General features: G+C 60.9%; 20 protein-coding genes. 11 read left to right on the top strand and 9 right to left on the bottom strand.

Features of this window, described 5'->3' with window-relative positions; all coding sequences use genetic code 11:
* Nucleotides 1–7: 7 nt before the first annotated feature.
* A complete protein-coding gene (gene crtD / locus ABMA32_RS05435) occupies nt 8–1,597 on the bottom strand; it encodes a 1-hydroxycarotenoid 3,4-desaturase CrtD (RefSeq protein ID WP_349012695.1) in 1,590 nt (529 codons plus the stop codon).
* An 84-nt stretch (nt 1,598–1,681) separates the two neighbouring features.
* On the opposite strand from crtD, the gene ABMA32_RS05440 reads away from it, so the two are divergent.
* From ABMA32_RS05440 to pufM, 11 genes are all read left to right on the top strand, one after another.
* Complete coding sequence (locus ABMA32_RS05440; protein WP_349012696.1) at nt 1,682–2,560, top strand: polyprenyl synthetase family protein; 879 nt, start codon at nt 1,682–1,684, stop codon at nt 2,558–2,560.
* A 78-nt stretch (nt 2,561–2,638) separates the two neighbouring features.
* Nucleotides 2,639–3,754: a methyltransferase gene (locus tag ABMA32_RS05445; protein ID WP_349012697.1), complete on the top strand. Its 1,116-nt coding sequence runs from the start codon at nt 2,639–2,641 to the stop codon at nt 3,752–3,754.
* Nucleotides 3,755–3,868: 114 nt separating this feature from the next.
* Nucleotides 3,869–4,807 (top strand): chlorophyll synthesis pathway protein BchC, encoded by a 939-nt coding sequence (gene bchC / locus ABMA32_RS05450; RefSeq protein ID WP_349012698.1) that lies wholly within the window; start codon nt 3,869–3,871, stop codon nt 4,805–4,807.
* Nucleotides 4,804–5,817 (top strand): chlorophyllide a reductase iron protein subunit X, encoded by a 1,014-nt coding sequence (locus ABMA32_RS05455; protein WP_349012699.1) that lies wholly within the window; start codon nt 4,804–4,806, stop codon nt 5,815–5,817. Before bchC ends, ABMA32_RS05455 begins: the two co-directional genes overlap by 4 nt.
* A gap of 10 nt (nt 5,818–5,827) precedes the next feature.
* Nucleotides 5,828–7,435, top strand: a complete 1,608-nt coding sequence (bchY, locus tag ABMA32_RS05460) for a chlorophyllide a reductase subunit Y (RefSeq protein ID WP_349012700.1) — start codon at nt 5,828–5,830, stop codon at nt 7,433–7,435.
* Between the two features lie 2 nt (nt 7,436–7,437).
* Nucleotides 7,438–8,883, top strand: coding sequence for a chlorophyllide a reductase subunit Z (bchZ, locus tag ABMA32_RS05465; protein WP_349012701.1), 1,446 nt, complete (start codon nt 7,438–7,440; stop codon nt 8,881–8,883).
* 37 nt (nt 8,884–8,920) lie between these two features.
* On the top strand, nt 8,921–9,157 hold the full coding sequence (locus ABMA32_RS05470; RefSeq protein WP_349012702.1) for a hypothetical protein: 237 nt from the start codon (nt 8,921–8,923) through the stop codon (nt 9,155–9,157).
* 120 nt (nt 9,158–9,277) lie between these two features.
* Entirely contained in the window at nt 9,278–9,496 is a 219-nt protein-coding gene (gene pufB, locus ABMA32_RS05475; protein ID WP_349012703.1) for a light-harvesting antenna LH1, beta subunit, read from the top strand.
* A 12-nt stretch (nt 9,497–9,508) separates the two neighbouring features.
* Nucleotides 9,509–9,697, top strand: coding sequence for a light-harvesting antenna LH1, alpha subunit (gene pufA, locus ABMA32_RS05480; RefSeq protein WP_349012704.1), 189 nt, complete (start codon nt 9,509–9,511; stop codon nt 9,695–9,697).
* A 121-nt stretch (nt 9,698–9,818) separates the two neighbouring features.
* Nucleotides 9,819–10,643: a photosynthetic reaction center subunit L gene (gene pufL, locus ABMA32_RS05485; protein ID WP_349012705.1), complete on the top strand. Its 825-nt coding sequence runs from the start codon at nt 9,819–9,821 to the stop codon at nt 10,641–10,643.
* Between the two features lie 15 nt (nt 10,644–10,658).
* Nucleotides 10,659–11,582 carry a photosynthetic reaction center subunit M gene (gene pufM, locus ABMA32_RS05490; protein WP_349012706.1) on the top strand — a complete coding sequence of 308 codons (924 nt, stop codon included), beginning with the start codon at nt 10,659–10,661 and terminating at the stop codon, nt 11,580–11,582.
* A gap of 204 nt (nt 11,583–11,786) precedes the next feature.
* On the opposite strand, the gene ABMA32_RS05495 is transcribed toward pufM, so the two are convergent.
* From ABMA32_RS05495 to puhA, 8 genes are read right to left on the bottom strand one after another with little or no spacing between them, the layout of a single operon-like run.
* On the bottom strand, nt 11,787–12,350 hold the full coding sequence (locus tag ABMA32_RS05495; RefSeq protein WP_349012707.1) for an isopentenyl-diphosphate Delta-isomerase: 564 nt from the start codon (nt 12,348–12,350) through the stop codon (nt 11,787–11,789).
* Nucleotides 12,351–12,363: 13 nt separating this feature from the next.
* Complete coding sequence (hemA, locus tag ABMA32_RS05500) at nt 12,364–13,578, bottom strand: 5-aminolevulinate synthase (RefSeq protein WP_349012708.1); 1,215 nt, start codon at nt 13,576–13,578, stop codon at nt 12,364–12,366.
* A 56-nt stretch (nt 13,579–13,634) separates the two neighbouring features.
* Nucleotides 13,635–14,513, bottom strand: coding sequence for a putative photosynthetic complex assembly protein PuhE (gene puhE / locus ABMA32_RS05505; RefSeq protein ID WP_349012709.1), 879 nt, complete (start codon nt 14,511–14,513; stop codon nt 13,635–13,637).
* 10 nt (nt 14,514–14,523) lie between these two features.
* Nucleotides 14,524–15,591, bottom strand: coding sequence for a magnesium-protoporphyrin IX monomethyl ester (oxidative) cyclase (acsF, locus tag ABMA32_RS05510; RefSeq protein ID WP_349012710.1), 1,068 nt, complete (start codon nt 15,589–15,591; stop codon nt 14,524–14,526).
* On the bottom strand, nt 15,588–15,890 hold the full coding sequence (locus tag ABMA32_RS05515) for a hypothetical protein (RefSeq protein WP_349012711.1): 303 nt from the start codon (nt 15,888–15,890) through the stop codon (nt 15,588–15,590). The genes acsF and ABMA32_RS05515 overlap by 4 nt, the downstream gene beginning before the upstream one ends.
* Complete coding sequence (puhC, locus tag ABMA32_RS05520) at nt 15,887–16,342, bottom strand: photosynthetic complex assembly protein PuhC (protein WP_349012712.1); 456 nt, start codon at nt 16,340–16,342, stop codon at nt 15,887–15,889. Before puhC ends, ABMA32_RS05515 begins: the two co-directional genes overlap by 4 nt.
* A 17-nt stretch (nt 16,343–16,359) precedes the next feature.
* Nucleotides 16,360–17,034: a photosynthetic complex putative assembly protein PuhB gene (gene puhB / locus ABMA32_RS05525; RefSeq protein ID WP_349012713.1), complete on the bottom strand. Its 675-nt coding sequence runs from the start codon at nt 17,032–17,034 to the stop codon at nt 16,360–16,362.
* Nucleotides 17,031–17,816 (bottom strand): photosynthetic reaction center subunit H, encoded by a 786-nt coding sequence (gene puhA, locus ABMA32_RS05530; RefSeq protein ID WP_349012714.1) that lies wholly within the window; start codon nt 17,814–17,816, stop codon nt 17,031–17,033. Before puhA ends, puhB begins: the two co-directional genes overlap by 4 nt.
* Nucleotides 17,817–17,825: the final 9 nt, after the last annotated feature.

A 17,825-nucleotide genomic window follows, 5' to 3' on the forward strand; every position in this document is an offset into this window, starting at 1 on the left:
ATGACCGTCAATGCATTCTGGCCATCTTCGCTGATCGCGTCGATGTACCACCAGGCGTAGCCGTCGCGTGGAACGTTGCGGTCGAAGTCAAATCCTCGACCACCGCCTGGGCTGCGTGACTGCCCGAGAGGGCTGCCATCGGCACTCCCGGTCCCGGGTGCACTGCACCGCCTGTCAAGTACAGGCCGTTGATCGAACTTCGCGCTCTGGGACGCTCGAACGACGCTGCCCATCCTTGCGACGCCTTTCCATAGAGCGCTCCCCCGCTGCCCGGAAACATCCTTGCGAAATCCTGGGGCGTCGTCACCGATCTTTTGCGGTCCTGCGCTTCTATGTTCAGGCCGGCGCGTGCCAGCCGTTCGGTCACCCGTCTCTTGCATGAGGCTATCTCCGCTTCGCTCAAGGGCACTTCGTCCGCGCGTGCTGGCGCGTTGACCAGAAGAAGCAGTCGCTCGTCGCCCCCTGCTCGCCCTTGGCTGTCCGCAGCGGCATCCCTGTCCTGTGCGCAGACATAGATGGTCGGATCGACGGGCAGACGGTGTTGGCGAAGAATGTCGGTGAACTCGCTTCGGTAGTCGCCGGAAAAGAATACTGTGTGGCGCGACAGCGCAAAGCCTTCGGTCCTTCCGGCGATCGACCAAGTCAATGCGGACAGCGAACGTTGCTTCGGTCGCCATGGAGCGACGGCGGATACGGCTTGGTCCCCGAGCATCCCGCCGAAAAGAGCACCTGGATCGCCGTTAAAGACCACCGCGTCTGCTTGGACCAGTTCGCCCGATGCCAAGCGTACACCGGTCGCGGCTCCGTTCGTCATGACGATTTCTGCAACATCCGCGCCATAGGAGAAAATTGCACCGCGATCCTTGGCCAGTTGTTCGAGCATGTTTGCGACCCGTATCATGCCGCCTTCGACAAGCCAGACCCCGGCCTGTTCGACATGCGCGATAAGCATCAAAGGTCCCGGCGCTTCGAATGGCGACGAGCCGCAATAGGTTGCGTAGCGTCCGAAAAGTTGGCGCAGGCGAGGGTCGCGGAAATAACTCTCGATCACCCGCCAGAGCGTCGTAAACGGCTTGATGCGGGCGAGGCCGACCAAGCCGCTCAAGCCTGCATTGCGAGCAAGGCCCAAAGGGCTTGGTGAACTGTTGCGGAGAAACGAGTTGTCGAGCGACTGGAAAACCTCGGCGGTTCGCTGGCAGAACGCAAGATAGCCTTTGGCCTCCTCCGGACCCGCAAAATGTCCGATCGCATCGGCAGTGGCCTGCTTGTCGGCGTTGAGATCGAATGTGGAGCCGTCTTCCCACGAATGGCGCGCCAGGATCTCGGCGCGCGTCAGGTCGAGATGATCGTCGAGATTGGCTCCAGCCTGCGCCAGTATAGCGTCAAAGACCCATCGCATCGTGAATACGGTGGGCCCAGAATCGATGGCATGGCCGTCCACCATCACCTGGCGAAGCTTGCCGCCGGACCTGGCGGCTTTTTCGAAGACAGTTACCTCATACCCTCTGGCCGCGATCAAAAGCGCGGTGACGAGGCCACCCATTCCTGCGCCGATCACGATAACCCGTCGGCGCGCCGACGCGGACTTGTTGTTCATGCCTGCCTTCTCGCAACAGGGGCTTGTGTCAATTAACATTTACATGCATTCTCGTCCACACAAAGTGACACAAGGGGATCCGGCATGTCTGGGGACGATCTTTCAAATCGGATCGAAGTCGCGTTGGAGAAGTCACTGGCCCGGGCGATTGGTCCCTCCGCGCCGCCAAGGCTGGGTGCGGCGTTCACACATTCTGTCTTTCCCGCCGGCCAGCGTATAAGGCCGCGCTTGACGCTAGCCGTTGCGCTCGCCTGCGGTGATGACCAGCCGCTCATGTCAAATGCTGCCGCCGCCGCGATCGAGTTGCTGCATTGTGCATCGCTTGTGCACGACGATATGCCTTGTTTCGACAATGCCGACATCCGGCGCGGGAAGCCTTCCGTACACACGGCCTATGGCGAGCCATTGGCGCTTCTGGCCGGTGATGGACTGATCGTTCTGGCGTTCGAGACAGTCGCGCTGGCTGCGGTGTCAGATCCGCTGCGTTCAGCAAGCATCTCGCTTATAATCGCACGCGCCGTCGGCATGCCGCATGGAATCGTGGCTGGCCAGGGTTGGGAAAGCGAAACCGCACCGGATATCGGTCTCTATCAACGTGCCAAGACAGGCGCACTGTTCTCGGGGGCCGCCATGGCTGGGGCTGCGTCAGCCGGCCATGCAGCAGAACCTTGGGCGATGCTCGGGTACAAGCTGGGTGAAGCCTACCAGGTGGCCGACGATATCCGCGACGTCATGTGCAGCCCCGCCGACATCGGCAAGCCTGTCGGGCAGGATAAGGCGCTTGGGCGGCCAAATGCGGTTCAGGAGTTCGGTGTCCGAGGCGCGGCACAGAAGCTTTCGGCGCTCGTCGAGGAAACCGTCGAATCGGTGCCGGACTGCATCGGGGGTGCGGTCTTGAAGGCTCAGATAAGAGCCCAGGCAAGCCGCTTCCTGCCAAAGGAAGCCGTACAGCATGCTGCATGAGGGCGGTTTTGCGGTGAGGAAGGGTCATACGACCAACATCATTGCATGCACAGCCGTAGGTTTCTCGGCAGAGCCGTGATGCTGGATACCCTGCGCGAAAGGTTCAGCGACTTTCGCAACCGAAAGGTCGCCGACCCAGCCTTTCGTCGCTGGGCATCTCGCTTTCCGCTCACCAGAAGAATTGCGCGCCGGCAGGCCAAGTCGCTGTTCGATCTGACGGCGGGCTTTGTTTATTCCCAGGTTCTTGTCGCGTGCGTGCGTGTTGGTCTCTTCGACATGCTGGCACCGGGGGCGCTTGACCTCGATACCGTTGCGTCACGGATAGACCTCCCATGTTCCGCCGCGGACCGACTGTTGAAGGCGGCGGTATCGCTCGGTCTGGTGGAGACGCGTCAAGGCGGTCGGTATGCGCTTGGCCCGCTCGGGGCGGCGCTCGTCGGCAATCCGGGTGTCGAGGCAATGATTCTACATCACGATATCCTCTATCGTGATCTGCAAGACCCGCTGGCGCTGCTCGCCGGACAGACCGCTGCCGATCTCAAGTCCTACTGGGCGTACGCGGGCGGCGAGACCGCGGGTGCCGCCCCGCCGCGCCGGCATGCCGACTATACACGGCTGATGTCGGCGTCGCAGGCGTTCGTCACGGACGAGATCCTGCAAGCCCATTCGTTCAAGCAACACCGCCGTCTGCTCGATGTTGGCGGCGGCGACGCAACTTTTCTGATCACAGCAGGGCGAACTGCGCCGCAACTGGAACTCGCCCTTTTCGATCTGCCCCCGGTGGCGGCCATTGCCAGGCAACGTTTGCTCGCAGCTGGTCTCGCCGGACGTGCAAAGGTTCATTCCGGCAGTTTTCTTCATGACCCGCTTCCCGCAGGCGCCGACATCGTGACGCTGATTCGCGTCCTTCATGATCACGATGATGCGCCGGCTCTTGCACTACTCGCGGCCATCCGCAAGGCGATTGCGCCTGGTGGCACGCTTCTAATCGCTGAGCCAATGGCCGGTACTGTCGGAGCCGAGGCCAGCGGCGACGCCTATTTCGGCTTTTACTTGCTGGCGATGGGGCAGGGTCGGCCGCGGACAGTCAACGAAATCGGAAATTTGCTCGGACGCGCAGGTTTCGCAGGACATAGCGAAATCGCGACCGGGACACCGCTCATAGCGCGGATCGTAGCTGCAAGGACGACGTAAACGGAGTCACGGGGACGAACAGCGTCCAAATGTACATTCTAATTGACATTAGATAGTGTAAAGGTATTGTGACATATTGAAGCGTTGAAGCAGGTTTATGGATAGGAGGGTTCGATGAAGGCAAACGCAGTCGTCCTCCTTGAGCCGCAAAAACTCGCGCTGCGCGAGTTACTGCTGACCGATCCCACAGCCGACGACGTCGTGGTTGAGATCGAGTGGAGCGGGATCTCCACCGGTACAGAAAAGCTGCTGTGGTCTGGCCGCATGCCCATGTTTCCAGGTATGGGTTACCCTCTCGTTCCGGGCTACGAGTCGATCGGACGCGTGGTGGAGGCCGGACCCGGATCGGGCCGCCGGGTCGGCGAACGGGTCTTCGTACCCGGTGCGAATTGCTATCAGAACGCCAGGGGTCTTTTCGGCGGCGCATCCTCCCGCGTCGTCGTGGCCGGGAAAAAGGCGACGCCGGTTGCCGAGTCGCTCGGCGAGCGCGCCATCTTGCTGGCCCTTGCCGCAACCGCGCACCATGCAGTGCTGCCGGGTACACTTGAACCACCGGAGCTTATTGTCGGTCACGGCGTCCTTGGGCGCCTGATTGCGCGGATCTCCTTGGTCTGTGGCGGAAGTCCTGTCGTATGGGAAACGAACGAGGCGCGGCGATCGGGTGACGGCAGCTATGCCGTCGTCCATCCGGACGAAGACAGCCGTCGCGATTACCGCCGGATCTGCGACGTCAGTGGCGATCCGGGAATCCTTGATACGCTCGTCGTCCGCTTGGCGCGCGGCGGAGAGATCAATCTTGCCGGGTTTTATGACCAGCGCCTGTCGTTTGCCTTCCCTGGTGCGTTCATGCGCGAAGCGCGCATCAGGATCTCGGCGGAATGGGCTGAGAGCGACCTCCGTGCCGTCGGAGAGATGGTCGATCGCGGCATCCTGTCGCTTGACGGCCTGATCACCCACACCAGCGCTCCTACCCATTTCGACGGCGCCTACAACACTGCATTCGCTGACCCGAACTGCCTGAAGATGATCCTCGACTGGAGGCAAGCCGCATGAACGCCCAAACCAAGGTGCCGGAAGGCGGCTTGCTTGCGCTCGTCGAGAGCGTTCGCGCCGAAGCCGCTCTGGACATCGATCCGGTTCACGTTGGTGAGGTCAAGAAGGAGACGCAGATCATCGCGATCTATGGCAAGGGCGGCATCGGAAAATCTTTCACCCTTGCCAACCTCAGTCACATGATGGCCCAGCAGGGCAAGCGCGTCTTGCTCATAGGTTGTGATCCGAAAAGCGACACGACATCGCTCCTTTTCGGGGGGCGCGCCTGTCCGACAATCATAGAGACCTCGGCGCGGAAAAAAGCCGCCGGCGAGGAAGTGGAGATCGGCGACGTTTGCTTCAAGAAGGGTGGCGTCTTCGCGATGGAGCTTGGCGGACCAGAGGTCGGGAGAGGCTGCGGCGGGCGCGGCATTATCCACGGCTTCGAGCTCCTCGAGAAACTCGGCTTTCACGACTGGGGCTTCGACTACGTTCTGCTGGACTTCCTGGGTGACGTTGTCTGTGGCGGCTTTGGACTGCCGATCGCGCGGGACATGTGCCAGAAGGTGATTGTCGTCGGCTCCAACGATCTGCAATCACTCTACGTAGCCAACAATGTCTGCTCGGCGGTGGATTATTTCCGCAAGCTCGGAGGCAATGTCGGCGTAGCGGGAATGGTGATCAACAAGGACGACGGCACCGGCGAAGCCGCGGCTTTTGCGGCCAAGGTGGGCATCCCGGTACTTGCGGCAATTCCCGCCAATGACGACATACGCAAAAAGAGCGCCAACTATCAGATCATAGGCATTCCCGGTGGCGAGTGGGGTTCGCTGTTCGAGGAGCTTGCGCTCAATGTCTCGGAGTCCGGCCCGCAGCGTCCGACGCCCCTGTCCCAGGACGAATTGCTCGGCCTTTTCGCTGCGCAGGATGTCGGCGGAAACGTTGTGCTGGAGCCGGCCAGCCAGGCTGACATGCGCGGCGGCATCGTGATCCAGAAACCGTCGCTCGAAGTCGTGTACGACGCGGTTTGAATGGCCCCCAATGAAGCCGCGCCCCGTCATATCCGGTTCTCCAGACGCTGCCGCAAGCGAGGTCATCTACGAAGCCGCTTCATCGGCAACCATAGACAACCCGCAGGTTGTGGTGGCGCCATCCGAACCTTCCCTTGGCGCTGGTTTGCAAGCCGCCGGCGGATGCCACGGCGGCAAGGCCGAACTCTCGCGCGCTGCGGAAGCGGCCGGCAATGGCGAGTTGATGCAGAAGCTCAGTACAGACTATCCGTTGGGTCCTCACGACCAGCCGCAATCCATGTGTCCGGCCTTTGGATCGCTGCGTGTCGGCTTGCGGATGCGTCGCACGGCAACCGTGCTTTCTGGATCCGCCTGCTGCGTATACGGACTGACCTTCACCTCGCACTTTTACGGGGCGAAGCGCACGGTCGGCTATGTGCCGTTCAATTCCGAGTCGCTTGTCACTGGAAAACTGTACGAGGATATCCGCGAAGCCGTTCATAAGCTTGCCGACCCAGAGCTATACGACACCATTATTGTCACCAATCTCTGCGTCCCGACCGCATCCGGCGTTCCGCTTCGTGCGCTGCCGAAGGAGATAAACGGTGTGCGCGTCGTTGGAATCGACGTGCCGGGTTTCGGCGTGCCGACACATGCCGAGGCGAAAGATGTCCTCGCAGGCGCCATGCTCAACTATGCACGCCTGGAAGCTGGCGCAGGACCGGTTCCGGCGCCTAAAGGTGATAAGTCCGGCAGGCCAACCTTGACGCTGCTCGGCGAAATGTTTCCGGTCGATCCGGTCACCATCGGTCGCATGCTGGAACCGCTTGGTCTTGCAGCGGGTCCAGTCGTGCCTACGCGAGAATGGCGCGAGCTCTATGCAGCGCTGGATTGTGCGGCGGTGGCGGCGATCCATCCTTTCTACACGGCGTCCATCCGCGAGTTTCAGGCTGCGGGCCGCGACGTCGTTGGTTCCGCGCCGGTTGGCGTAGAAGGCACTGCCGCATGGTTCGACGCCATCGGCGAGGCCTGCGGCATTCCTGTCCGAACCGTCGATGCGGCAAAGGCCCCCATCCTCGCGGCAACGAAAGCCGCCTTGGCCGGATCGCCGATTCGCGCCCGCATCACGCTGTCAGGATACGAAGGCTCCGAACTCATCGTGGGACGTCTGCTGAGGGAGTCGGGAGCTGACCTGCGCTATGTCGGCACCGCGTGCCCCAAGACGAAATGGAACGAGGCTGACGCCGATTGGCTTGAGGCGCACGGCGTGCACGTCGAGTTCCGTGCTTCACTCGAGAAGGATATTGCAGCGGTCGAGAGCTTCGAGCCTGACCTCGCCATTGGCACGACACCGGTCGTCCAGCATGCCAAGCAGAAGAGCATTCCGTCGCTCTATTTCACGAATCTGATCTCGGCACGTCCCCTCATGGGGCCGGCCGGTGCCGGATCCCTCGCCGCGATTATCAACGCGGCCGCCGGAAACAGGGGTCGTTTCGACAGGATGACCCAGTTCTTCGAGGGCGTCGGCAAGGATCATACGTCTGGCGTCTGGCACGATCCGCATACGCTGCCGCAAAAGCCAAAAGCCGGAAAGCCGCTGGTGGCAGCCAAGACCTCCGTCACGATGGAGGATTTCTGACCATGCTTGTTCTCGATCACGATCGAGCCGGCGGCTACTGGGGATCGGTCTATGTCTTTGCGGCGCTCAAAGGGCTGCAGGTCATAATTGACGGCCCGGTTGGCTGCGAAAACCTGCCGGTCACGTCTGTGTTGCATTACACGGATGCGTTGCCGCCGCATGAACTGCCGATCGTCGTGACAGGCCTCGCGGAGGAGGAACTCGGCCAGAAGGGCACGGAAGCCGCAATGAAGCGCGCTCACGCCACGCTCGACCCTACAAAGCCGAGCGTCGTCGTCACCGGATCGATCGCCGAAATGATCGGCGGCGGAGTGACGCCGGAAGGCACGCGCATCATGCGCTTCCTGCCGCGCACGATCGACGAGGACCAGTGGCAGAGCGCCGACCGTGCGCTGGCATGGCTGTGGAAAGAATTCGGGCCGAAGAAGGCCAGGAAAGAAAAGCCGAAGGTCGAAGGCGCGAAACCACGCGTCAACATAATTGGTCCAATCTACGGCACGTTCAACATGCCGTCGGACCTGGCCGAAATTCGCCGGCTCGTTGAAGGTATTGGCTGCGAGGTGAACCTGGTGTTCCCGCTCGGGACCGATATCGCCGACGTGCCAAAGCTGGCCGACGCGGACGTTAACATCTGCCTCTATCGGGAGTTCGGTCGCAAGCTTTGCGAAGCGCTGGACAAGCCGTACCTGCAGGCACCTATCGGCCTGCATTCGACGACTGCGTTCCTGGAGAAGTTAGGCGAGCTTACCGGGCTCGATCCGCAGCCATTCATCGCACGCGAGAAGATGACCACCATCAAGCCGCTTTGGGACTTGTGGCGGTCGGTCACACAGGACTTCTACGCCACAGCCAGTTTCGGCATCGTGGCGAGCGAGACCTATGCACGCGGGATCCGCAATTTCCTGGAGAACGACATGGGCTTTCCTTGCGCCTTCGCGTTCGCGCGATGTGCCGGTGAGAAGACCCGCAACGATGAGGTCCGCAAGGCAATCCACGAAAAGCAGCCGCTGATCCTGTTCGGATCTTTCAACGAGCGGATGTATTCGGCCGAGACCGGCGGGCGATCGTCATACATCCCGGCTTCCTTTCCTGGCGCCATCATCCGCCGCCATACCGGCACGCCATTCATGGGCTACGCCGGTGCAACATATCTGGTGCAGGAAATCTGCAACGCGCTCTTCGACGCGCTGTTCCGAATGATTCCGCTCGGCGCGGATCTCGACAAAGTGGAAGCGACGCCGGCGCGCCTGCATCACGAGTTGCCGTGGGACGACGACGCCCTTGCAGCGCTTGACAGCGAGGTCGGGTCTCACCCGGTTCTGGTCCGCATTTCAGCAGCAAAACGGCTGCGCGACCGCATCGAGACGTTGGCGCGAAGCGCCGGTCAGGAAAGGGTCGACTTGGCCCGTACCAGACAGGTTCTGCAAACCGAATTGCAACCGACTTGAACGCGACAGTCCGGGATATTGGCTGGGAGGAGACGAGATGGCGAAAGACGATTGCGCGAGACTGACTTCTTCGGAAGAGCGTCGTCGCTGCGAGCGGCGTCACGCACGGCTGATGTTTGGCGTCGCTTTTCCGATCTGCCTCGTTGCGGCTGCGATCGCACGCTTGGCGCCAAAGTCGAAACGTGGGTCGATCGGCGTATTCGATGGGCGGCACTCCCTTTTCAGGGAGGCTACGATTGCGGCGTCGATGTGCATTCCCTTCGCCATCAGGTGAAGTCAGGGTTTCCGGGCGGCTCGCCGATCGGAAATGTCGCGGTTTCAAATCCGCGGCAGGAAGGCCGCACGGATCTCGTGCGGTAACGGCCGAAAGGCCTAAACGAAGGAGGTACTAACAATGGCTGCGAATGATGGGTCCCTCTCGGGCCTTTCGGAAGCGGAAGCCAGAGAGTTCCACTCCGTTTTCATGACCAGCTTCCTGCTGTTCGTGGGAGTTGCGGTTGTCGCTCACATCCTCGCATGGATGTGGCGTCCGTGGCTTCCCGGCCCAGGCGGTTATGCATCGCTCGACGACGGCATTGCCCACGTCGGCGCTCTTGTGTCCATGTTGACATAAGGGGAAAGCGAAATGTGGAGAATGTGGCTTCTTTTCGATCCGCGCAGAACGCTGATCGCCCTGTTCACCTTCCTGTTTGTTCTGGCGCTGGTGATTCATTTCATCCTGCTCAGCACGAACCGGTTCAACTGGCTCGAGGGGCCGGCTCCGGCAGTACCGGCGGCTTCCCTGGTCATCGAACAGACCACCAACGCAGGCTGACCGAAGCAACTTCGATCAGCTCTTCACGAACGGCGCGGGCGGTTAGCCCAAGGCAACCGCCCGTCCATTTTCCGACGGAGCCTTACGCTTCGAAAAAACCCTTCCTGGGGGGAGACCTCAAATGGCGATGCTCAGTTTCGAGAAAAAATACCGGGTCAGGGGCGGCACGCTCGTAGGCGGTGACCTCTTTGACTTTTGGGTCGGTCCATTCTGGGTCGGCTTTTTCGGCGTAACAACAATCTTCTTCGCGTCGATAGGCATCATGCTCATCGTCTACGGGGCTTCCCTGGGACCGACTTGGAACCTTTGGCAGATCTCGATAAATCCGCCGACGGAAGAATATGGCCTCCGGTTCGCGCCGCTGAAGCAAGGCGGCCTGTACCAGATCATTACCATCTGCGCGATCGGCGCATTCGTGTCGTGGGCGCTGCGCCAGGCCGAAATCGCCCGCAAACTTGGCATGGGCATGCATATTCCGTGGGCGTTCAGTTTCGCCATCCTCGCCTACGTCACCCTCGTCGTTTTCCGACCGGTCCTTTTGGGTGCGTGGAGCAACGCGTTCCCATACGGCATCATCACGCATTTGGATTGGGTATCGAACACCGGATACCAGTATGGAAATTTCCACTACAACCCGGCCCATATGATCGCGATCACGTTCTTCTTCACGAACTGTCTCGCGCTAGCCTTGCACGGCTCCCTGATCCTGTCGGCAACGAATCCGAAAAAGGGGGAGGCGGTGAAGACCGCAGAGCACGAGAACACTTATTTCCGCGACACGATCGGCTACTCGATCGGTACACTGGGAATCCACCGCCTTGGCCTGTTCCTGGCCGTCTCAGCCGCCTTCTGGAGCGCTGTATGCATAATCATTTCCGGACCGCTCTGGGCGCAGGGATGGCCGGAATGGTGGGACTGGTGGCAGCGTATCCCGATCTGGAGCTAGGTGAGGAGAACCCAAATGGCTGAGTATCAAAACATCTTCACACGCGTTCAGATCCGGGGGGGCGCGGACTACGGTGTGCCGTTGGCTCCTGGCATATGGGATCGCCAAGGCAAGCCCGGCTTCAATTACTGGCTGGGCAAGTTCGGTGACGCGCAGATTGGTCCGATCTACCTTGGCACGCTTGGCCTTGCATCACTGATGTGCGGCTTCATTGCCATCGAGATCATCGGCTTGAACATGCTTGCGTCTGTCAACTGGGACCCGCAGGAATTCATCAAGCAGTTCTTCTGGCTACAACTCGCGGCGCCACTGCCCGAACACGGGCTGAAGATCATGCCGCCGCTCAAGGAGGGGGGCTGGTGGCTGATGGCCGGCTTCTTCTTGACGACCTCCATCCTGCTCTGGTGGGCACGCATGTACCGACGGGCGCGCGCGCTGGGCATGGGTACGCATGTCGCATGGGCTTTCGCGGCGGCGATCTGGCTTTATCTGGTGCTCGGCTTCATCCGCCCTGTCATGATGGGGTCGTGGAGCGAAGCGGTGCCTTTCGGCATCTTCCCGCATCTGGACTGGACGAACAACTTCTCCCTCAACCACGGCAATCTCTTCTACAACCCGTTCCACATGCTCTCGATTGCCTTCCTCTATGGATCGGCCGTGCTGTTCGCGATGCATGGAGCGACAATCCTCGCGGTAAGCCGGCTCGGAGGCGAGCGTGAGATCGAGCAGATCGTCGATCGTGGTACAGCATCGGAACGCGCCGCGCTGTTCTGGAGATGGACGATGGGTTTCAACGCCACGATGGAATCGGTCCATCGCTGGGCCTGGTGGTTCGCCATCCTCTGCCCGCTCACCGGTGGCATTGGGATCCTGCTGTCCGGAACAGTTGTCGACAACTGGTTCGAGTGGGGCCAGAAGCATGGGCTTGCTCCCATGTAGCGCTGCGGTCCTCTTGCGTGGGCTCATGACCACTCTTGCGAGGGTGGTGAGGGGCGGGCGACGACCGGTCCCTCCAGTCAAGCCTGCTCGTACTGACCCGGCCTCTCGTCCCGAGAGCCGGGTCTTTTCATGTCGATGCTGCATGTGAACAAATAAGCCACGCTGGCGTCCGGCCGTTCCAATTTTTCGATGTTCTTTGGAAGGCTACGCAGCGGGACGGAGGGAGAGTTCGCTCCACCGATCAAGGTAGATCCTCAGCCAGGGCGTGAAGCGCCCGGGGCAGGTGGCGACGTCGTTGCGCAGCGTGCCCTCGTCGAGCCACGCGACCGACTGGACCTCATCGCGATTGAAGTCGACGACTTCCCGAGCCTCGGCAAGATCGCCCACAAAGACGTGCACGCGTTCGTTTTCAATCAGCCCGCGCCCGACGTCCGCGTAATAATCGACGACCGCGCTCGGCCGCAAATCTGCGTTCATGCCGAGCTCCTCAAAGAGCCTCCGTCGCGCACAGTCGGCAGTACTCTCGCCCCAATGGGGATGCGTGCAACACGAGTTCGCCCAAAGCCCGCCGGAGTGGTATTTTCCATCGGCCCGTTGCTGGATCAGCATCCGGTCGCCGGCGAAAAGGAAGACCGATACGGCCAAGTGCTTCTGTGCCAGCCGGTGCGCCTCGAGCTTTCCCATTGGGAACAGCGACCCGTCCACAGCGATCGCCGGTATTGCCGGATCGACGTCGTTGGAAATCCTGTGTCCGAAAACGCTCTCCAAGGCGCGCTTCCTCTCAGGCTACAGCGCGGGCGATCGCGCAATGCGACCACAGTTCGCCAAGCGCGCCCATGAGATGAGCTATATCCGCGTCGGAATGCAGTGGCGAGGGGGTGATCCGCAGGCGCTCGGTCTTGCGCGGCACGGTTGGATAATTGATCGGTTGAACGTAAATGCCGCGATTGTCCAGCAGCAGGTCGCTGATCCATTTGCACTTGACGGGATCGCCAACCATGACGGGCACGATATGGCTGGGATTGGGCATGTAAGGGATGCCGAGCTTATCCAGACCCGCGCGCACCTTTCGGACCCGCTCCTGGTGGCGCGCCCGCTCGAACTGGCTGGTCTTGAGATGCATGATCGATGCACGCGCTCCTGCTGCGACTGCCGGTGGCAGCGCTGTGGTGAAGATGAAGCCGGATGCAAATGAACGGATGAAGTCGCACAGCTTGGCGGAGCCGGTGATGTACCCACCGACCACACCGAACGCCTTGCCCAGCGTGCCCTCGATAATACTGACACGATCCATGAGACCTTCACGTTCAGCGATGCCGCCGCCCCTTGGTCCATAAAGGCCCACGGCGTGGACCTCATCGAGGTAGGTCAGGGCACCGTGCTTTTCGGCAACATCGAGGATGTCCTTGATCGGCGCGATGTCTCCATCCATTGAATAGACGCTCTCGAAGGCCACTATCTTCGGCACGTCGGCAGGATATTCCGACAGGACGCGGTCCAGATCGGCCGGGTCATTGTGCTTCCAAAGCCGCTTCTGTGCCCGTGAATGACGTATGCCTTCGATCATCGAGGCATGGTTGCCTTCGTCCGAAAAGATCACGCAACCAGGGATATTGGCACCGAGCGTCGATAGCGCGGCCCAGTTCGAGACGTAGCCGGAGGTGAACAGCAGCGCTGACTCCTTTCCGTGCAGGTCGGCGAGTTCCTGCTCCAGAAGCACGTGGTAGTGGGTGGTCCCGGAGATATTGCGCGTGCCACCGGCGCCGGCGCCGCAGTTATCCAGCGCTTCGTGCATTGCCGCGATCACCTTCGGATGCTGGCCCATGCCGAGATAGTCGTTGGAGCACCAGACGGTGACCTCGCTGGTAGCGCCATCGACGTAGCGCTTGGCGCGGGGAAACGCTCCGGCCTGGCGCTCAAGCTCGGCGAAGATCCTGTAACGGCCTTCCTGATGCAAGCCGTCCAGCTTCGTGGCGAAATGGGCTTCGAAGTCCATCGTCTTTCTCCGTACTCCGGCATGGCCGGTCTGCAGCGCCTTTCAAGCGGTCGTCGTCAATGCACCGAACCCAGTCCGGGTATCGGTGCGGGCGAATGTTGTTTGGCACTATCGTGCCGATGCAGCACATCGTTACAAGCTGCATTTTCCTGCCGCATACCATGCGGCCTTTTTTTCATGTCACGCGATTTCAAGCTCCAGCTCCACATTTGCTCTGCCGGCAACGGCAGGACCAGGAACCAGTGCTCGACGATCGCCAGGGTCATCATCGTGGCGAGGAATGTGAACCCCGCTTGTTCAAACGGGTCAGTCGCCAGGGCAGCCTCCGTGCCGAGGACGGCGCAGATGATGGTCGAGACGGTTACCGAAATTGGAAAGAGCAGGTTCATAGGCTTCTGATTCAGGAAGCTTTTCAGGTAAGCGAGATGCGGTGGCAGGAAGTGAGCGTTGACGTTACGGACGCCAAGCACGACGTTTAGCCGCGCGCTCTCGTGCATCCACCACAGGATCACGAAGGTCCACAGTCCAATCTGGTTCGCTCCGCCCCACGTCAGCGCCGCCACCACCAGGAAGGAAGCGATTATCGCCAGTTCGTGCCAGAGGCTGACCTGCAGCGCATGGCCCAGATGAGCCCATCCGCTGCAGCCTTCCCTACAGGCATGCTTCCTCGGACCCGTCACATAGCCCATGTAGAAGCTGATCTCGTGCCAGGCCCAAGCCGCCAGCGCCGAGGCGAAAGCGATATAGGCACCCTGCACGCTCGTATCTCCGCTCGACACGGCCAGTCCGTACAGTGCAGCGCCGAACAACGCCGTCGCACCCAACATGCTCCATTTGAAAGTCCTGACCGGCAGACCGTCGAGATAGATGATCGCCCCGGTGGAAAACCACCAAACGAACAGCGCGAAGACGATCGGCCAGAGATAGGCTGTCACCCTGGTCTCCCTACCAGACCGGCTGCATGCGGCTGGTGTCTGGCAACTGGTTGCCCTTGGTCGGGAGAATGTAGAGGCCCGCAAAGACACATGCTGCTGACAAGCCGAGCCCGAAGCGCTTGATGCGTGCGATCAGGCCGGTCTCCTTCGCCATTGCCGATGCCTTGTCGTTGATGACGCGCAGCTTCTCCAAGCCCTTGCGAAACCGAGGATGATCGACGTCCAACACCAGCGGAAACACCTGCCTCGTGATCTCGTTGGTGAGATGGAAGACCTTATAGTCATAATCGGTCGGGTCGATGCCAAGTGCCTTATGGAACTCCGGCCGGGCATGGTCGCGGACATACATGGTCGCATAGACGGCAAGCAGGAAGAACCGCACCCAGAGCTTGTTCATGCCCTGGAGATAGCCGGGATTTGCCCTCATCAAAAGCGCGAACGCCTCGCCGTGGCGGAACTCGTCGTTGCACCACTTCTCGAACCATTTGAAGATCGGGTGGAACCGCCGGTCGGGGTTCCGTTCGAGATGCCGGAAGATGGTGATGTAGCGTGCGTAGCCGATCTTCTCCGACAGATAGGTGGCGTAGAAGATAAACTTCGGCCGGAAATAGGTGTATTTCTTGGCCCTGGTCAGGAAGCCTAGGTTGACGCCGATTCCCTGCTCCTTCAGCGCATCGTTTATGAAGCCGGCGTGGCGTGCCTCATCGCGGCTCATGTAGGAGAACAGGCGCACGATTTCCGGGTTTTTGCCGCGCTTTTTCATCTCTTTATAAAGGACGCAGCCCGAAAATTCGGCCGTCAGCGACGACACCATGAAGTCGGTGAATTCGTTTCGCAGCCCTTCCGGCAGCGATTCGAAAGACATGGCATCCCAGTCGTCAGTCCGCTTGAAATGGCCCTTGTTGGGGTCGCTCTCCATCTCGTCCAGCAGCTCGTCCCATTCCTTGCGCACGCCCGAGACGTCCATCTTGTCGAGCGCATCGAAATCCGTGGTGTAGAAGCGCGGCGACAGCAGCGTTGATTCACGCGCCATTCCATCGGTGTCGGCCGCCCGCAGGGACATCTTTTCGATGGTCATAGCTTTTCTCCCGACGAAAAACTGAATTCCAGAAGTTCCATGAATTCGAAATCGCCAGTCATCTTGACCCAAAGGCGTTCCGGTGCGCTGGCGCGTGTAACCGTCGCCATGCGCTGCAGCACACGGCGCTCGCCGTAAGGCACAAGGATCTCGCCCCCCTGTACGTGTACCTCGTCGCCGGGCTCGACCGTCAGGCCTTCTAGTTCCACATGCGCGTGCAGGCTCTCCCAAGTGTGTTCGATCTCGATGGTGCAGGGGACGACAATCTTCTCGCGTCCGAGTCGCAGCCCTTCAATCATTGTGTCGTCCTCCCATGGTCAAGCAGTTGCGCAAACACGCGCTCGTTGGATGGTCCAAAAGCGTTGAGCAACATCGTGCGCCCCGTCACGCGGTCCTGCAACAACAGGTCGCCGTCGCTCTTGCGAAGAAGCGTAAACGGCACGTCGCTGCCGAAGCCGCGGCTCTTTCGCTCTTCGGCAAAGCTGCGCATCGTCACCCTCAAAAATCCACCGCCCCCGGCTGCGATACGCCCCAATTCGGTTCCGTTGCCAGCGTCGTACGCGACAACATCGCCGTCTGGCTCGTCCACGAACGTCAAATCCTTGGACTGAGCCACCGTGGCAGGGTCGACCACAATCGGAGTCTTTTCGTGCCGGCCAAGCGCGACAAGCAGGAGTACGGCCACGATCAGCGCACCACATGCAATTGCTGGCTTGCGCTGCGGATCGGTCTGCAGTCGGGCGCTTGTCATGGCTCGATCTCCTACTGCTATGCCGCCTGGGGCGTGCCTGATGGTGCGGGAATGTTGGACTGCCCTTGCGCGACGCCGCGCGAGGCTGCCATGCGACGTTGGCTGCAATCGGCATTCAGCGCGCGTACCAATATCTCCGCTACGGTGTCGGCGCCCTCAAGTCCGCGCAACAGGGGTTGGGGGTTGTTGAATGTCCACGGCTTCACATTTGGCCAGAGCACCAGCCAGGCGATGCGGTTCGGCTTGCTTACCGCGAGCGCGATGTTGCCCGTCCCGCCGGCGCCGCGTCCAACCGAGGCAGTATCGATGAGCGCCAGCGGCAGGTTCAGCGTTACTGGTAGGGCCAGACCGGAGCGGATAACGATGCGCTTGCTGGTAAGCGTATAGATGGTGCCTCGAGCGTAGAAGAAGGCAAGCGCGCAGAGGATCGCAATCGCACCACCACAAAGCAGGACCGTCCACCCCGACAGCACCACCAGGTCGAGGACGGAGGAGCCTTCGCGCAGTGCTAATGCGACCTGCCATGCCAGAAGCAGTCCGAAATAGATTGCTACCTTGCGCACGTGAAAGGCTGAGACGGCCAGGAGGCGCCATTTCGGAGAGCCTTGCCAAAGCAGCTTCTCCCCTTCAGGGAGCAATTCCGGCAACCCTGGAATGGGCTCGAAGGCAAAGTCGTCGTGATCCTGGGTCACAGCAGCGGCTCCGTCCGGGCCGGAGTGGCGTAGAGCGCGCCACCGGCAAAATATGCGCAGATGCGATCTTCCTCAAGGAACGTAACCGACTCTGCCGACTTGATGCGCGGCGCCTGCTCGAACTGCTCTGCGAGGATGGAACGCACCTTGACCGAGCGTCCCTTGCGGTCGTTGCCGACAATCTTGGTGAGGTTCATCGGCACCAGAAGCGGCCCGGTACCCGGACTAGCCGAGGTCATCTCGAGGTAGCGCACGACATGCTCGGCGCGATCCACCCAAATGTCCGTCACGGTTCCGGCGACCTTGCCGTCCGCGCCGATGACCGACATGCCCCGGGGGTCCGGATCGCCGCTTGCAACGGTGTAGTGCGCATCTGAACGCGCGGGAACAATCTTGTTGCGGCCATCCCAGGTCAGGTCGGGACGGTCGGCGCGCTCGGCCCATGCCGCCGGGCCGACACCGTCGACCAGCGGATTGCCAGTGGGCACAAGCGGTGCGCCCGGCCAACTGCCGACGCGGCGCGCTGCCACCGGGCGCGCGTCTCGGCGAAAGTTCGGCGCTGTGAAAGTTTCGCCGGTGCGAACGCGGAAGGTTTTCGGCCTGGCAAAAAGAATGCCGGCGCCGATATCCTTGACCTTTCCTGTTGGATCCGACTCCAGCGGATAGCCCTCGCGCCGATCCTCGCGGCGAAGCCAGAAGATCAGCCCGAAAAAGAATATCCAGAAGACGTAGAGCGTGACCTGTGCCACGTCTATGTAGCCAGTGATTTCGCCTTTACCCATAGTCTTCTC

The sequence above is a fragment of the Mesorhizobium quangtriensis genome, assembly GCF_040081925.1.
GTDB classification, from domain to species: domain Bacteria; phylum Pseudomonadota; class Alphaproteobacteria; order Rhizobiales; family Rhizobiaceae; genus Mesorhizobium_K; species Mesorhizobium_K quangtriensis.

Bases quoted from the DNA above. Each gene is read 5' to 3' on its own strand.
- crtD (WP_349012695.1), bottom strand. From the start codon at position 1,597: ATGAACAACAAGTCCGCGTCGGCGCGCCGACGGGTTATCGTGATCGGC.
- ABMA32_RS05440 (WP_349012696.1), top strand. From the start codon at position 1,682: ATGTCTGGGGACGATCTTTCAAATCGGATCGAAGTCGCGTTGGAGAAG.
- ABMA32_RS05445 (WP_349012697.1), top strand. From the start codon at position 2,639: ATGCTGGATACCCTGCGCGAAAGGTTCAGCGACTTTCGCAACCGAAAG.
- bchC (WP_349012698.1), top strand. From the start codon at position 3,869: ATGAAGGCAAACGCAGTCGTCCTCCTTGAGCCGCAAAAACTCGCGCTG.
- ABMA32_RS05455 (WP_349012699.1), top strand. From the start codon at position 4,804: ATGAACGCCCAAACCAAGGTGCCGGAAGGCGGCTTGCTTGCGCTCGTC.
- bchY (WP_349012700.1), top strand. From the start codon at position 5,828: ATGAAGCCGCGCCCCGTCATATCCGGTTCTCCAGACGCTGCCGCAAGC.
- bchZ (WP_349012701.1), top strand. From the start codon at position 7,438: ATGCTTGTTCTCGATCACGATCGAGCCGGCGGCTACTGGGGATCGGTC.
- ABMA32_RS05470 (WP_349012702.1), top strand. From the start codon at position 8,921: ATGGCGAAAGACGATTGCGCGAGACTGACTTCTTCGGAAGAGCGTCGT.
- pufB (WP_349012703.1), top strand. From the start codon at position 9,278: ATGGCTGCGAATGATGGGTCCCTCTCGGGCCTTTCGGAAGCGGAAGCC.
- pufA (WP_349012704.1), top strand. From the start codon at position 9,509: ATGTGGAGAATGTGGCTTCTTTTCGATCCGCGCAGAACGCTGATCGCC.
- pufL (WP_349012705.1), top strand. From the start codon at position 9,819: ATGGCGATGCTCAGTTTCGAGAAAAAATACCGGGTCAGGGGCGGCACG.
- pufM (WP_349012706.1), top strand. From the start codon at position 10,659: ATGGCTGAGTATCAAAACATCTTCACACGCGTTCAGATCCGGGGGGGC.
- hemA (WP_349012708.1), bottom strand. From the start codon at position 13,578: ATGGACTTCGAAGCCCATTTCGCCACGAAGCTGGACGGCTTGCATCAG.
- acsF (WP_349012710.1), bottom strand. From the start codon at position 15,591: ATGACCATCGAAAAGATGTCCCTGCGGGCGGCCGACACCGATGGAATG.
- ABMA32_RS05515 (WP_349012711.1), bottom strand. From the start codon at position 15,890: ATGATTGAAGGGCTGCGACTCGGACGCGAGAAGATTGTCGTCCCCTGC.
- puhC (WP_349012712.1), bottom strand. From the start codon at position 16,342: ATGACAAGCGCCCGACTGCAGACCGATCCGCAGCGCAAGCCAGCAATT.
- puhA (WP_349012714.1), bottom strand. From the start codon at position 17,816: ATGGGTAAAGGCGAAATCACTGGCTACATAGACGTGGCACAGGTCACG.